Below are 14,096 nucleotides of genomic sequence, written 5' to 3' on the forward strand. Positions count from 1 at the left end.
GATCAGCCTACGTTCGCCATGATCCGGTCCGCCGGGGTTCCGCTCGGCTCCCGGTCCCGGCGGCGGGCGGGCCACCAACTCGCCTCGCCCAGCAGCAGCATGAGCGCGGGCAGGATCAGCACCCGGATGACGAACGCGTCGAGCAGCACCGCCACCGCCAGGCTGAAGCCGATCTGCTTCATCTCGATGAAGTGCAGCGACACGAAGCTGGCGAACACCGTCACCATCACGAAGGCCGCGCTGGTCACCACCCCGGCCGAGCTGCCGACCCCGTCGAGCACCGCCTGCCGCGTCGGCGTCCCGCGCAGCACGGCCTCCCTGATCCGGCTGATCACGAACACCTGGTAGTCCATCGACAGGCCGAACAGGATCACGAAGAGGAACAGCGGCACCCGCGAACCGATCGTCCCGGTCGAGGTGAAGTCGAGCGGTCCCTCGGCCCAGCTCCCCTGGAACACCAGGGTCAGCACGCCGAGCGACGCCGCGGCGGACAGCAGGTTGAGCACGACGCCGATCAGGCCGAGCACCACCGAGCGGAACGCCCACACGGTCATCGCGAACGTCACGAGCAGCAGCGCCCCGATGATCAGCGGAAGCTTCTGCTTCTGGTGCTCGGGATAGTCGGCGTAGCGGGCCACGTCCCCGGTCACCGCGGAGTCGATGTCACCGGTCAACGTGCCCACCGTGTCCGGCAGATAGCGGTCCCGCAGTCGTTCCAGGGAGTCCTGCGCGGGCGCCGTGCTGACGTAGTGCGGCACCGGCAGGTCGAGCGAGCTGACACGGCGGTCGGCGGAGGTGCGCACGGTGTAGGTGCCGGCCAGCGCCGGATCGTCCCCGGTGGCGGTCGCGCCGAGCTCGCGCAGCGCGCGCGTCACCTCGTCCGACCGGTCGGCATCGGCCCGTACGACGACCTGGTGCGAGGCCTTGACCTCGGGGAACGCCGCGTTGAGCCGGTCGAAGGCGGGCATCGACTGCACCTGCCGCGAATGCGTCTCGCGCCCCATGTCGGTCAGCTTCATGCCGAGCATCGGCGCCGCCAGGGCGAGCAGGGCCACGACCGCGACCGTCAGTACGGCGGCGGGGCGGCGGGCGGTGAGCCGCAGCAGGGCGTTGTGGCGTACGGGCTTCGCGGCGGCGGGGCGCTTCCCGCGGCGGGCCGCCCGGCGCTCGGCCCGCGCCCCGGTCCTGACGAGCAGCGCGGGCAGCACCGTCAGCGAGCTGACCACGGCCACCAGGGTCACCACGATCGCCGCGGTGGCGATCGAGGAGAAGATCACGTCGTCGGCGAGGTAGAGCGTCGCGCTGGAGACGGCGACCGCGAGACCGGAGAGGACCACGGCCCGGCCCGACGTGACGGCGGCCAGCTCCACCAGCGCCTGCGGGCTCAACTTCCCTGCGGCGCGCGCCCGTTCCTCCCGTTCGCGCTTCAGATAGAACAGTGTGTAGTCGACGCCGACGGCCAGCCCGATCAGCAGGATGATGTTCGTGCCGACGCCCGCGTCGGGGAAGACGTGCGAGGCCAGCATGGACAGGCCCACGGACGCGACGATCGAGGTGAGCGCGAGCAGCAGCGGCACGGTCGCCATCGCCACGGACCGGAACACGAACAGCAGCGTCAGCAGGGTGATCGGCAGCGCGATCATCTCCGTACGGGACAGATCGCTGCCGCGCAGCTTGTCCACGCCCTGGCTGATGGACGGGCCGCCGGTCTCCTCCACGCGCAGCCCGGGATGTGCCTTCTGCACCGCGGCGGTCTGCGCCCGCAGCGGGTCGACGTGCTTCTTGCCGTCGAGCTCGGCGCCCTTCATGGTGACGTCGACGCGCACCGCCCGGCCGTCCTCCGACCACACGGGCGCGGCCACGGACCGCACCTCGGGCAGGGCGCGCATCCGCTCCGCGACCTCACGGGCGACGGCGCCGCCCTCGTCGCGCGCCGGCCGGGCGCCGTCCGAGCGGGCTTCGATCAGCACTCGCTCGACGGGCCGCTGCGCGAGCCCGCCGTCCCGGGCGATCGCCTCACCGCGCCCGGCCTCGCCGACACCGAAGTCCGCCGACGTGGCGGGGTTCGAGCCGACGGCGATTCCGGCACCGAGACAGAGAACGACGAAGAGGAACCATCCGGTGATCGCCCGCCAGGGGTGTCCGGCGCTCCAACGAGCCATGCGTACGGGGTAGTTGGTCATGACGTCCATGCTGGTCGCGAGGGAGGTGCCGACGACAGCGGCGACCGGTTGAACCCGGGGTCCACCGGTCGGTGGACCCCGGCCCCGCGGCGGCCGGCCCGTCCACGACTCGGACGCGCCCGCGGATAAATGCCGCCTACAGCTACTCTCCGTCCGGTACGCGACGAAGCGGGAGGCGCCATGAGCGGCACGGACGAGCAGGCGAAGAGCGCGGGCGGCGGGCGCGTCGTGGCCGCCCTCGACGGCGCGAGCATGCGCCGCTACACCACCGGCCAGATCATCCTCGACGGCATCGACTGGACCGTCCGCTCCGGCGAGCACTGGGCGCTGCTCGGCCCCAACGGCGCGGGCAAGACCAGCATCCTGCGCCTGGTCGGCGCCACCACCTTCCCCACCACCGGCACCGTCGAGGTCCTCGGCCACCGACTCGGCCGCGTCGACGTGCGCGAACTGCGCGCCCACATCGGCCACGTCTCCACCTCCCAGCGGGTCCCGCAGGACCTCACCGGACACACCGTCGTCCTCACCGGCCACACCGGCACCGTCCAGCCGCTGTGGAAGTCCTACGACGCCGAGGTGCGCGAGCGCGCCCACGAACTGCTCGCCGAACTCCAGATCAAGGACCTCGCCGACCGCGAGTACGGCGTCTGCTCCGGCGGCCAGCGCGCCCGCATCCTCATCGCCCGCGCCCTCATGGCGAACCCGGCGCTGCTGCTGCTCGACGAGCCCTTCAACGCACTCGACCTGCCCTCGCGCGAGGACCTCATCGACACCATGCGCCAACTGGCCGTGAACCGGCCGGAACTGGCCACCGTGACCGTGACCCACCACCTGGAGGAGCTCTCCCCGGCGATCAGCCACGCCCTGCTCCTGCGCGACGGCCGCGTCCTCGCCCGCGGCCACGTCGACGAGGTCCTGACGGCCGCGCGCATGACGGCCTGCTTCGGCCGCCCCATCGAGGTCACCCGGCACGCCGGCCGCTGGCTCGCCCGCTCGGGCGGTCACCTGTAGTTCCGGGGTGTACCTGACGACACCCCAGGTCCGGGCCGTACGCCCCATGTCCCGCGCGCCCGCCGTCCGTAGCGTCGTGGACGAGGCGCACCGGGCGCCGGACGAGGGGACGGGCGGTCATGCGACACGACGCACAGCACGGACGGACAGCCGAGCACGGCCGCGGTGAGGCGCTCCGCCTCGTCAAGGTCACCAAGACGTACGGCGCGACGGACGACGGCGCGGGCGCCGCCCGCGGCACGCAGGTCAGGGCGCTCGACGACATCACCCTCAGCCTGCCCACCGGCAGCTTCACGGCCGTGATGGGCCCCTCCGGCTCCGGCAAGTCGACCCTGCTGCACTGCGCGGCGGGACTCGACCGCCCCGACAGCGGCCTCGTCGTGGTCGACGGCGAGGAGATGACCGGCGGCCCCGGCCCGGCCCGCGGCGAGGCCGCGCTCACCAAGTTCCGCCGCACCCGCATCGGCTTCGTCTTCCAGCAGTACAACCTGCTGCCGACGCTCACCGTCGCGCAGAACACCGTCCTGCCGCTGCGGCTCGCCGGGCGGCGCGTCCACCGGGCCAGGGTCGAGCAGATCCTCGCGGACGTCGGCCTCGGCGACCGGCTCGGGCACACCCCCGACCAGCTCTCCGGCGGCCAGCGCCAGCGCGTCGCCATCGCCCGCGCGCTGGTCACCGAACCCTCCGTGATCTTCGCGGACGAGCCGACCGGCGCCCTCGACACCCGCAGCGCCCGCGACGTGCTGCGGCTGCTCCAGGAGGCGGTGCGGGTGCACGGCAGGACCGTGGTGATGGTGACGCACGACCCGGTCGCGGCGTCCTACGCGGACGCCGTGCAGTTCCTCGCGGACGGCCGCCTCGCCGGCCGGACGACCGCCCCGACGGCCGACCAGGTCGCCGAGCGCCTCGCCCACCTCGGCGACGACACGCTCCTGGAGGCATGAGCCATGTTCACGATGCTCGGACTCGCGGCACGCTCCGTACGGCAGCGCCCCGGCCGCTTCCTCGCGACCCTCCTGTCCGCGTTCCTCGGCGCGGCCGTCATCATGACGTTCAACTCGATGCACGACACGGCCGGCGCCGACGGCGTCGACCAGGTCAGTGCCGACACGCTCACCACCGCGGCGAGCGTCGTCGGCGGCTACGGCACCCTCCTCGTCTTCTTCGCGATCGCGTCGACCCTCACGGTCAACGTCCGTCAACGCACCGAGGAGATCGGCCTGTTGCGCACCAGCGGCGCGACTCCCGCCCAGATCAAGCGCATGGTCGTCGGCGAGTCCGTGGCCGTCGCGTTCGTGGGCGCGCTCCTCGCGATCGGCCCCGCCGTGCTCGGCGGATCCGTCCTGCTCGACGTGTTCAAGGACAGCGGCCAGGTCGCCGACTCCGTCGACTACTCCTTCGGCCCGATCGCCCTCCTTTCCGGCATCGACGTCACGCTCCTCGCGGCGGCCGGCGCGGCGTTCCTCGCCGTGCGCCGCGCCACGAAGGCAACCGCAGGAGTACGCCACCAGGGCCTCCGCGCGCGGAAGTTCGCATCCTGGGCGGCCCTGCTCGTCGGCGCGCTCGCCGTGTGCAGCACCTTCGCCATGAAGTCCACCGACGCCGCGCTGATGGCGGCACCCGCCTACGGCGCGATCCTCCTCTCGGTCGGCCTCGCCCTCGTCTCGACGAGCCTGCTGCGCACCGTCCTGGGCCGCCTCGACCCCCTGCTCACGGCCCTCACCGGGGTCAGCGGATACCTGACCGTGCGGAACATGCGCCGCCGCGCCCCCGAACTCTCCGGCATCCTCATGCCGTTGATCCTCTTCACCGGCATGGCCACCGCGACGCTGTACATGCAGGCCGTCGAGAACGACGCGATCAAGGCCTCCGGACTGACCACATCGGTCGAGGACAAGAACCTGGAGACGCTCAACCTCACCGTGGTCGGCATCATCGTCGTGTTCGCCTGCATCATGCTGATCAACTCCCTTTACGCCGCCACGGCCTACCGCGTCCGCGAGTTCGGCCAGCAGCGCCTGGCCGGCGCGACCCCCGCCCAGGTGCTGGGAACCGTCGCGCTGGAAGGCGTCGTCCTGACCGTCACCGGAGTGTTCTTCGGCACACTCGCGGCGCTCGCCGGCATCCTCCCGTTCACCGTCGTGCGCACCGACGGGCTGCTGCCCGAACGGGGCCTCGGCATCTGGATCACGGTGGTGGCCACAGCAGCCGCGGCCACCCTGGTCACGAGCCTGGCCACCGCGCGGCGCGGCGTCCGGGTGCCGGCGGTGGAGGCCGTGTCATTGGCCGCATGAGACTCCGGTCCGTGTCGGTGTTGGGCTGAACGGGTGACATGGCGTAAGAATTGGGCGGTGCAGACAACAGTGCGAGCCCGGACGGGGTGGGGGCAGTGAACAGCCACGACGTCACCGATGAACAGTGGGAAGGGCTCGCCCAGGTCGTACCGCTGCGCAGCCGCAACGAGTGGCCGTCGGCGATCGACCACCGGGCGATCCCCGCCGCGGACACCGAACCGCGCCGCCGCTTCGTGGTCCTGCGGGTCAATGTCTTCGGCGACGCGCGCGACGTCGCCGAGACCGTGATGGCCGGCATCCCGGTCCTGCTCGACCTGTCGGGCGCCGAGAGCGAAGTGGCCAAGCGGGTCCTGGACTTCAGCAGCGGCGTCGTCCTCGGCCTCGGCTGCGGCATGCACCGCGTCGACCGCAACGTCTTCCTCCTGGCCCCTCCGGGCACGGAGGTCCAGGGCCTGGTGGCGGGCGCCGGCGCCCTCTCCTGACCGGGGTTCCGGTGGCAAGCCCGGAGGGCATAGTCCCCCGATCGTAGGAAGGTCACCGGGGATGAACGGTTCTGCGTGCGGCGGGCGGCCTACGTTCGCCGCATGACCGTGCTCCACCGGGGCGCGCCCCCGTTAGCCCCGGGCGCGTCCCCGGACCGCCCGCGCGTGACCGAGCTCCGGCTCTCGGCCTTCGGCCGCCACCGCGGCGTCACCGTCCCCCTCGGCCCCTTCACCGTGCTGACCGGGCCCAGCGGCAGCGGCAAGACCAGCACGCTGCGGGCCCTGGAGGCGCTCGCCCGGCTCGGCGGCGGAGCGAGCCTCGCCGAGGTGTTCCCCGACCCGCGGGCGTACGTCCCCGAACGCGCGAGGCCCGATGCCCAGCGCCGCCGCGGCTTCCGCATCGGCTGCACCGTCGAGGGGCCGGCCGGACCCGTCCACCTCGACCTCGCGGTCCAGGCCGAGCCCGAACTGCGCGTCGTGGGCGAGCGGCTGACCGGGCCCGGCATCACCTATCTCGAGACCGCGCTGCGCGATCCCGGCCGGCGCGACGTCCAGGCCGCCTGGCACACCGCCGGATCTGTCCCCGTGACCCGCGCCCCGCTCCCCGACGACCTGCTCGGCACCGCGCTGCTCCCCCTGCGCGTCGCCGGCCGGACGGAAGGGCAGCGCCGGGTCCTCGCCGCCGCCGAGCAGGCCGTGGTCGGGCTGCGCTCGACGTTCGCCTGCGACCCGCACCCGGCCCGGATGCGCGCCCCGGTGCCGGTGAACACCGACCGGCTGCTCGGGGGCTGCGACAACCTCGCGGCGGTGCTGCGCCGCACCCGCGCCGAGTGCGGCACCCGGCACTCCCTCCTCGTCGCCGCTGCCCGGGCGGGCCTCGCGGGTCCGGTGGCGGACGTGTTCGCCGAGCACGTCGCGGACGGCTCCGTCCGTGCCGTCATCGATCGCGGCGACGGACCGGGCACCCCCGTCGGGCGGCTCGCGGACGGCGAGTTGAGATATCTGGCCCTCGCCCTCGTCCTGCTCACCGGGCCCCGCGTGCTGGAGGTCGACCCGGCGGCCGAGGTGCCCGAGGCGTACCAGAGCCTCACCGTCCTCGCGGACGGCCTCGACCGCGGGCTCGACCCGGCACAGAGCGCCGAACTCGTCGCGCTGGCGGGCCGGATGTGCGCCCGCGGGCACATCCGGCTCGTCGCGGCGGTGGGCGAGGACGGCCCCGCGTCCCGGGCGGCGCGGGCACACGGCGCGACGGTGGTAGACCTGAAGCCGTGACAAACGGAACCGACGACACGACCGGCCCGGCCGGCCCCACCGGCGCAGCTCCCGCCGGCCCGACCGGCCCGGCGGGACAGCCGCGGCCCCTCGACGTGGCGGGCCTCCAGGCCCGGCTCGCGGACTTCGCCGCCGCCCGCGACTGGGGGCCCTTCCACACCCCGAAGAACCTGGCCGCGGCGCTCAGCGTCGAGGCGTCCGAACTGGTCGAGATCTTCCAGTGGCTGACCCCCGAGCAGTCGGCCCGGGTGATGGACGACCCGCAGTCGGCGCACCGGGTCGAGGACGAGGTGGCCGACGTCCTCGCGTATCTGCTGCAGCTGTGCGAGGTGCTCGGCATCGACGCGCTGGCCGCGCTCGCGGCGAAGATCGACCGCAACGAGAGCCGGTTCCCGGTGCAAGGCGCGTAGACCCGCGCGCTCCCCGGTCCTCGACGGCCCACAGCCGACACATACCACTCCCCATGTCACTCTCCGGAGTCATAGAAATATCCACAGGGGATTCCGTGTCCACAGATTTCGGGCTTCCTCTGGCTTTTCGTCTCGCGCGCCCTCACTCTGGGTAGTGAACAAAGGAGTTCGGGCGTGACGGACGGGGACGCGGATGGATGCGGTGCGGCTCATCGGGGTCGGCCGGCGAGCCCTGGCAGAGTGTCAGGACGCGCCGGACATCATGAGAGAGGCGTGGCAGGCGCAGGCGCTCGCCCAGGCGATCGGCAGCCGGCTCGCGGTGCTGGGGCCCCCGGAATTACGGGGCGAGGCACGTGCCCTGACGGAGGCCGGCGCGCGCGGCAGCGGCGGCTCGGCGGTCCCGGTGGTGGGCGCCGGGGGGATACGGGCGGCGCAGCTGACCGAACTGGGCGATGCGCACGGGGCGTTGCGCGAGCTCGGCGCGCTGCTCGGCGATGTCGGCATCTCGCTCGTCGCCGTGGCGAGCGCGTCCTTCGAGGAGGGGGCCTACTGGCAGTGCATGGAGGCGATCGACGCGGCGGACGAGTCCCGGGACCACGTCCTGGAGATACTCCGGCGCCTTCCGGAATGGGACAGCCGCCCGCGCAGGCCTGAACCGGAGCCCGGTTCGGACTCGGCGGCCTGACCGACGGCGCGGCGCTCCCGGCACGGTGGCGGGGGAGCGCAGCGACTCTTCCGGCAGGGCGGCGTCAGGCGTCCTCGGGGCGCGGACGCGAGGTGCCGGGGGACTGCTGGAGGTCGGCGTCGAGCTGCGACAGGTCGGCGTTGAGCGCCGCCATCAGCTCTTCCATCTGCTGCAGCAGACCCTTGGGTGCACCTTGCTGCTCCGGCACGGTGGTCTCGTGCTCGGCCTGTTCGGGCACGGCTTCCTGGGACATGACGGCCTCCTCGGCCTTTGCCCTCCCGTGAGGGACGGGCAGCTGACGCAAGTGACGCCCGGCAGCGACCGCCGGCGCGGGTGCCGGGCGGTCCGGCTCCGTCCGAGCCAACGATCATGCGAGGTGCCTGGTCACTGCGCCGGCCCCGGACCGCGCACCGAGTTGACGCATTTTCACCCGACCGTGGGGGCGGAGGACCGGCGGGACCAGTGGGGTTGACGCACGGTCGACCGTGCAGGATGGAGGCATGGATCTTCGAATCTTCACGGAGCCCCAGCAAGGGGCCACCTACGACACGCTCCTGACCGTGGCCAAGGCGACCGAGGACCTCGGTTTCGACGCCTTCTTCCGCTCGGACCACTACCTGCGCATGGGTTCCTCCGACGGGCTGCCCGGCCCGACGGACGCCTGGGTCACCCTCGCCGGTCTCGCCCGGGAGACCCGGCGGATCCGGCTCGGCACGCTGATGACCGCGGGCACCTTCCGGTTGCCCGGTGTCCTCGCGATCCAGGTGGCGCAGGTCGACCAGATGTCGGGCGGCCGGGTCGAACTCGGCCTCGGCGCGGGCTGGTTCGAGGAGGAGCACAAGGCGTACGGGATCCCGTTCCCGAAGGAGAAGTTCGGCCGCCTGGAGGAGCAGCTGGCGATCGTCACCGGGCTGTGGTCCACCGAGATCGGCTCCACGTTCAGCTATGACGGCACGTACTACCAGCTCACCGACTCGCCGGCGCTGCCCAAGCCGGCGCAGTCCAAGGTGCCGGTGCTGATCGGCGGGCACGGGGCGACGCGCACGCCGCGGCTGGCCGCGCGGTACGCGGACGAGTTCAACATCCCGTTCGCGTCGGTCGAGGACAGCGAGCGGCAGTTCGGCCGGGTGCGGGCGGCCGCCGAGCAGGCCGGGCGCGCGGGCGGCGACCTGGTGTACTCGAACGCGCTGGTGGTGTGTGTCGGCAAGGACGACGACGAGGTGAAGCGCCGGGCGGAGGTGATCGGCCGGGACGTCGAGGAGCTGAAGGCCAACGGGCTCGCGGGCTCGCCGGCCGAGGTCGTCGACAAGCTCGGCCGGTACGCGGCGGTCGGCTCGCAGCGCGTCTACCTGCAGATCCTCGACCTCGACGACCTCGACCACCTGGAGCTGATCTCCTCGCAGGTGCAGTCGCAGCTGTAGGGCGGCAGGGACCGAGGTCCCGGACCCCTGAGGCCCGAGGTCCCCGGTCGGGGCGGCGAAACTCGCTGGCCGGAGGCTGTGCGGCGGGGGAGACTCGGCCGTGTGTTTCTGACGATCGGCACCACCGGCACCCCGGACCGCCCCGCGACCGACCTCGGGTTCCTGCTGCACAAGCATCCCGAGAGCGCGCAGGCGTTCTCCACCTCCTACGGCACCGCGCACGTCCTCTACCCCGAGGCGAGCGCGGAGCGGTGCACGGCCGCGCTGCTCCTGGAGGTCGATCCGGTGGCGCTGGTCCGTCGCGGCAAGGGCAAGGGCCGCGGCGGCGCCCCCGACGCGGCGCTCGCGCAGTATGTGAACGACCGGCCCTACGCCGCGTCGTCGCTGCTCGCCGTGGCACTGAGCAGCGTGTTCTCCAGCGCGCTGCGCGGAGTCTGCAAGGCGCGCCCGGAGCGCGCCGAGGAGGCGCTGCCGTTGCGCATCGAGGTGCTCGCGCTGCCCGCGCGGGGCGGCCCCGATCTCGTACGGAAGCTGTTCGAGCCGCTCGGCTGGACGGTGGAGGCCGAGTCGGTGCCGCTGGACGAGCGGTTTCCCGAGTGGGGGGCGTCGCGGTTCGTACGGCTCGTGCTGGAGGGCGAGTTGCGGCTGGCACAGGCGCTGCGGCACCTGTACGTGCTGCTGCCGGTCCTCGACGACGCGAAGCACTACTGGGTGTCGGCCGACGAGGTCGACAAGCTGTTGCGCGCGGGGGAGGGGTGGCTGGCCGACCACCCCGAGCAGCAGCTGATCACCAGCCGGTATCTCGCGCGGCGCTGGGCGCTGACCCGGCAGGCGCGGGAGCGGCTGGAGCTGGTGCGGCTCGCGGACGCCGACGACACGGACGTCGAGGAGATCGACAACGCCGTCGACGAGCGGAGCGACACCGAGGAGCGGCCGGTGCCGCTGGCCGTGCGGCGGCGCGAGGCGATCCTCGACGCGCTGCGCGCCTCGGGTGCGGCCCGCGTGCTCGATCTCGGCTGCGGGCAGGGCCAGTTGGTGCAGGAGCTGCTCAAGGACGTGCGGTTCACGGAGATCGTGGGCGTGGACGTCTCGGTGCGGGCGCTCACCGTCGCCGCCCGCCGGCTCAAGCTGGACCGGATGGGGGAGCGGCAGGCCGCGCGCGTGCAGCTGTTCCAGGGGTCGCTGGCGTACACCGACAAGCGGCTCGGCGGGTACGACGCGGCGGTGCTGAGCGAGGTCGTCGAGCACCTCGATCCGCCCCGGCTGCCCGCTCTCGAGTACGCGGTGTTCGGGTCCGCGCGGCCCCGTACGGTCCTCGTGACCACGCCGAACGTCGAGTACAACGTGCGCTGGGAGACGCTGCCCGCCGGGCACGTCCGGCACGGTGACCACCGGTTCGAGTGGACCCGGGCGGAGTTCTGCGACTGGGCGGAGCGCGTCGCGGGGCGGCACGGGTACCAGGTCCGGTACGTGCCGGTCGGGCCCGACGACCCCGAGGTGGGGCCGCCCACGCAGATGGCCGTGTTCACCCTGGCCGACAGGGCGACCCAGGAGAAGCCGGAGAAGCCGGAGAAGCCGGAGAAGGAGGAGAAGGCGGCATGACCATCACCGAGAACACCGGCGGGCGGACGCTGCCCGTCACCGACCTCTCCCTCGTCGTGCTGGTCGGCGCGTCGGGCTCGGGCAAGTCCACGTTCGCGCGGGCCCACTTCAAGGCCACCGAGATCCTCTCCAGCGACTTCTGCCGCGGGCTGGTCGCCGACGACGAGAACGACCAGAGCGCGAGCGGGGACGCGTTCGACGTGCTGCACTACGTCGCGGGCAAGCGGCTCGCCGCGGGCCGGCTGACCGTCGTCGACGCGACGAACGTCCAGCAGGACGGCCGCCGCCGGCTGATCGACCTGGCGCGGAAGCACGACGTGCTGCCGATCGCCATCGTGCTCGACGTCCCCGAGGACGTCTGCGCCGCGCGGAACGCGGCCCGCACCGACCGCGCCGAGATGCCGCGCCGCGTGATCACCCGGCACACCCGCGAACTGCGTCGCTCCCTGCGGCACTTGGAGCGTGAGGGCTTCCGCAAGGTGCACGTGCTGCGCGGCGTGGCCGAGGTCGAGGGCGCGAGCATCGTGCGCGAGAAGCGGTTCAACGACCTCACCCACCTCACCGGGCCGTTCGACATCGTCGGCGACATCCACGGCTGCGCGAGTGAACTGGAGTCGCTGCTCGGCAAGTTGGGCTATGTGGACGGCGCGCACCCCGAGGGGCGCACCGCCGTGTTCGTCGGCGACCTCGTCGACCGCGGGCCCGACACGCCGGGCGTGCTGCGCCGCGTCATGGGCATGGTGAAGGCCGGTACCGCGCTGTGCGTGCCCGGCAACCACGAGAACAAGCTGGAGCGCTGGCTCAAGGGCAGGAACGTGCAGCACACGCACGGACTCGCCGAGACGGTCGAGCAGTTGGGCAGGGAGAGCGAGGAGTTCCGCACCGAGGTGCGCGAGTTCGTACACGGCCTGGTCAGCCACTACGTGCTCGACGGCGGCAGGCTCGTCGTCTGCCACGCGGGCCTGCCCGAGAAGTACCACGGGCGGACCTCGGGCCGGGTGCGGTCGCACGCGCTGTACGGGGACACGACCGGGGAGACCGACGCGTTCGGGCTGCCCGTGCGCTACCCGTGGGCGGAGGACTACCGCGGCAAGGCGGCGGTGGTGTACGGCCACACCCCGGTACCGACGGCGACCTGGCTCAACAACACCATCTGTCTCGACACCGGCGCCGTGTTCGGCGGGAAGCTCACCGCGCTGCGCTGGCCGGAGCGCGAGCTCGTCGACGTACCGGCCGAGCGGGTCTGGTACGAGCCGGCCAGGCCGCTCGCGTCCGAGGCACCCGGCGGGCACGAGGGCCGGCCGCTCGACCTGGCGGACGTGCACGGCCGCCGGACCGTGGAGACCCGGCACGCCGGCCGGGTCGCCGTCCGCGAGGAGAACGCGGCGGCGGCGCTGGAGGTCATGAGCCGGTTCGCGGTCGACCCGCGCCTGGTGCCGTACCTGCCGCCGACGATGGCGCCGACCGCGACGTCCGAGGTGGAGGGGTATCTGGAGCACCCGGCCGAGGCCTTCGCGCAGTACGCCGCCGACGGCGTGGCCCGGGTCGTGTGCGAGGAGAAGCACATGGGGTCGCGGGCCGTGGTGCTCGTCTGCAAGGACGCGGACACGGCGCGCGAGCGGTTCGGTGTCGAGGGCGACGCGGTCACGGGGGCGCTGTACACGCGCACCGGTCGCCCGTTCTTCGACAGCCGGGAGACCACCGAGGACGTGCTGGGCCGGGTCCGCGCCGCCGTCACCGCGGCCGGGCTGTGGGACGAGCTGGACACCGACTGGCTGCTCCTGGACACCGAGTTGATGCCCTGGTCGCTCAAGGCGTCGGGGCTGCTGCGCGCGCAGTACGCGGCGGTCGGCGCGGCCTCCGGTGCCGCGTTCCCCGGGGTGCTCGGCGCCCTGGAGACGGCGGCCGCGCGCGGTGTCGACATCGGTGACCTGCTGGAGCGGCAGCGCGAGCGGGCCGCGGACGCCGCCGCGTTCACGGACGCGTACCGGCGCTACTGCTGGAGCACGGACGGGCTCGACGGGGTGCGGCTCGCGCCGTTCCAGATCCTCGCCGCGCGGGGCCGTTCGCTGGCCGCGCTGCCGCACGACGAGCAGCTCGCGCTCATCGACCGGATGGTCGAGCACGACGGGAGCGGGCTGTTGCGGACGACGCGGCGCCTGTACGTCGACACCGGTGACCCGGAGTCGGTGCGGGCCGGTGTCGACTGGTGGCTGGAGATGACCGGGCGCGGCGGCGAGGGCATGGTCGTCAAGCCGGTCGGGGCGCTGGTCCGGGACGAGAAGGGGCGGCTCGTGCAGCCCGGCATCAAGTGCCGGGGCCGCGAGTACCTCCGGATCATCTACGGGCCCGAGTACACGCGGCCGGAGAACCTGGCCACGCTGCGGAACCGGTTCCTCGGGCACAAGCGGTCGCTGGCGATCCGTGAGTACGGGCTGGGGCTCGAGGCGTTGGAGCGGCTCGGGGACGGGGAGCCGTTGTGGCGGGTGCACGAGGCCGTGTTCGCGGTGCTGGCGCTGGAGTCCGAGCCGGTCGACCCCCGTCTGTAGTCGCCCTCGCGCCGTTGCGGGTGGGGTCGCGTCGGCGGCTGCGGGTCCGGTGGGGCTTCTCGCGCAGTTCCCCGCGCCCCTGAGATGCGCACTGCGTGCGGCATCTCATCGAGGGAGCAGCGGCGCAGCCGCATGCTCCAGGGGCGCGGGGAACTGCGCGAGCAACCACGACGCAACCCGCAGTCGC

General features: G+C 73.0%; 12 protein-coding genes. 10 read left to right on the top strand and 2 right to left on the bottom strand.

The genetic code is table 11. The features are described from left to right. Positions 1-2: 2 nt before the first annotated feature. On the bottom strand, positions 3-2,183 hold the full coding sequence (locus tag ACVHNB_RS10130) for an MMPL family transporter (RefSeq protein ID WP_456227856.1): 2,181 nt from the start codon (positions 2,181-2,183) through the stop codon (positions 3-5). A 180-nt stretch (positions 2,184-2,363) separates the two neighbouring features. Here ACVHNB_RS10130 and ACVHNB_RS10135 point away from each other — a divergent pair, with 180 nt between their 5' ends. From ACVHNB_RS10135 to ACVHNB_RS10165, 7 genes are all read left to right on the top strand, one after another. Then, a complete protein-coding gene (locus tag ACVHNB_RS10135; protein ID WP_456227857.1) occupies positions 2,364-3,194 on the top strand; it encodes an ABC transporter ATP-binding protein in 831 nt (276 codons plus the stop codon). A 119-nt stretch (positions 3,195-3,313) separates the two neighbouring features. Further along, the gene (locus ACVHNB_RS10140) at positions 3,314-4,138 is read left to right on the top strand and encodes an ABC transporter ATP-binding protein (RefSeq protein WP_456227858.1); all 825 of its coding nucleotides are present in this window, start codon (positions 3,314-3,316) and stop codon (positions 4,136-4,138) included. Positions 4,139-4,150: 12 nt separating this feature from the next. After that, positions 4,151-5,488, top strand: coding sequence for an FtsX-like permease family protein (locus ACVHNB_RS10145; protein WP_456228861.1), 1,338 nt, complete (start codon positions 4,151-4,153; stop codon positions 5,486-5,488). A gap of 95 nt (positions 5,489-5,583) precedes the next feature. Further along, a complete protein-coding gene (locus ACVHNB_RS10150) occupies positions 5,584-5,970 on the top strand; it encodes a cell division protein SepF (protein ID WP_428951717.1) in 387 nt (128 codons plus the stop codon). A gap of 102 nt (positions 5,971-6,072) precedes the next feature. After that, positions 6,073-7,242 (top strand): AAA family ATPase, encoded by a 1,170-nt coding sequence (locus ACVHNB_RS10155; RefSeq protein WP_456227859.1) that lies wholly within the window; start codon positions 6,073-6,075, stop codon positions 7,240-7,242. Positions 7,243-7,337: 95 nt separating this feature from the next. Next, positions 7,338-7,652, top strand: a complete 315-nt coding sequence (locus tag ACVHNB_RS10160) for a nucleotide pyrophosphohydrolase (RefSeq protein WP_428957509.1) — start codon at positions 7,338-7,340, stop codon at positions 7,650-7,652. Between the two features lie 193 nt (positions 7,653-7,845). Beyond that, positions 7,846-8,337 (top strand): DUF6099 family protein, encoded by a 492-nt coding sequence (locus tag ACVHNB_RS10165; protein ID WP_428951715.1) that lies wholly within the window; start codon positions 7,846-7,848, stop codon positions 8,335-8,337. A 64-nt stretch (positions 8,338-8,401) separates the two neighbouring features. Here ACVHNB_RS10165 and ACVHNB_RS10170 read toward each other — a convergent pair whose 3' ends face one another. Further along, positions 8,402-8,590, bottom strand: coding sequence for a hypothetical protein (locus ACVHNB_RS10170; RefSeq protein ID WP_428951714.1), 189 nt, complete (start codon positions 8,588-8,590; stop codon positions 8,402-8,404). Positions 8,591-8,837: 247 nt separating this feature from the next. On the opposite strand from ACVHNB_RS10170, the gene ACVHNB_RS10175 reads away from it, so the two are divergent. The 3 genes from ACVHNB_RS10175 (at position 8,838) to ACVHNB_RS10185 (ending at position 13,909) form a co-directional block, all read left to right on the top strand. Continuing rightward, positions 8,838-9,758, top strand: a complete 921-nt coding sequence (locus tag ACVHNB_RS10175) for an LLM class F420-dependent oxidoreductase (RefSeq protein WP_428951713.1) — start codon at positions 8,838-8,840, stop codon at positions 9,756-9,758. A 102-nt stretch (positions 9,759-9,860) separates the two neighbouring features. Then, positions 9,861-11,360 carry a 3' terminal RNA ribose 2'-O-methyltransferase Hen1 gene (locus tag ACVHNB_RS10180; protein WP_456227860.1) on the top strand — a complete coding sequence of 500 codons (1,500 nt, stop codon included), beginning with the start codon at positions 9,861-9,863 and terminating at the stop codon, positions 11,358-11,360. Beyond that, positions 11,357-13,909: a polynucleotide kinase-phosphatase gene (locus tag ACVHNB_RS10185; RefSeq protein WP_456227861.1), complete on the top strand. Its 2,553-nt coding sequence runs from the start codon at positions 11,357-11,359 to the stop codon at positions 13,907-13,909. Before ACVHNB_RS10180 ends, ACVHNB_RS10185 begins: the two co-directional genes overlap by 4 nt. Positions 13,910-14,096: the final 187 nt, after the last annotated feature.

It is taken from the genome of Streptomyces sp. YJ-C3, from assembly GCF_053891275.1.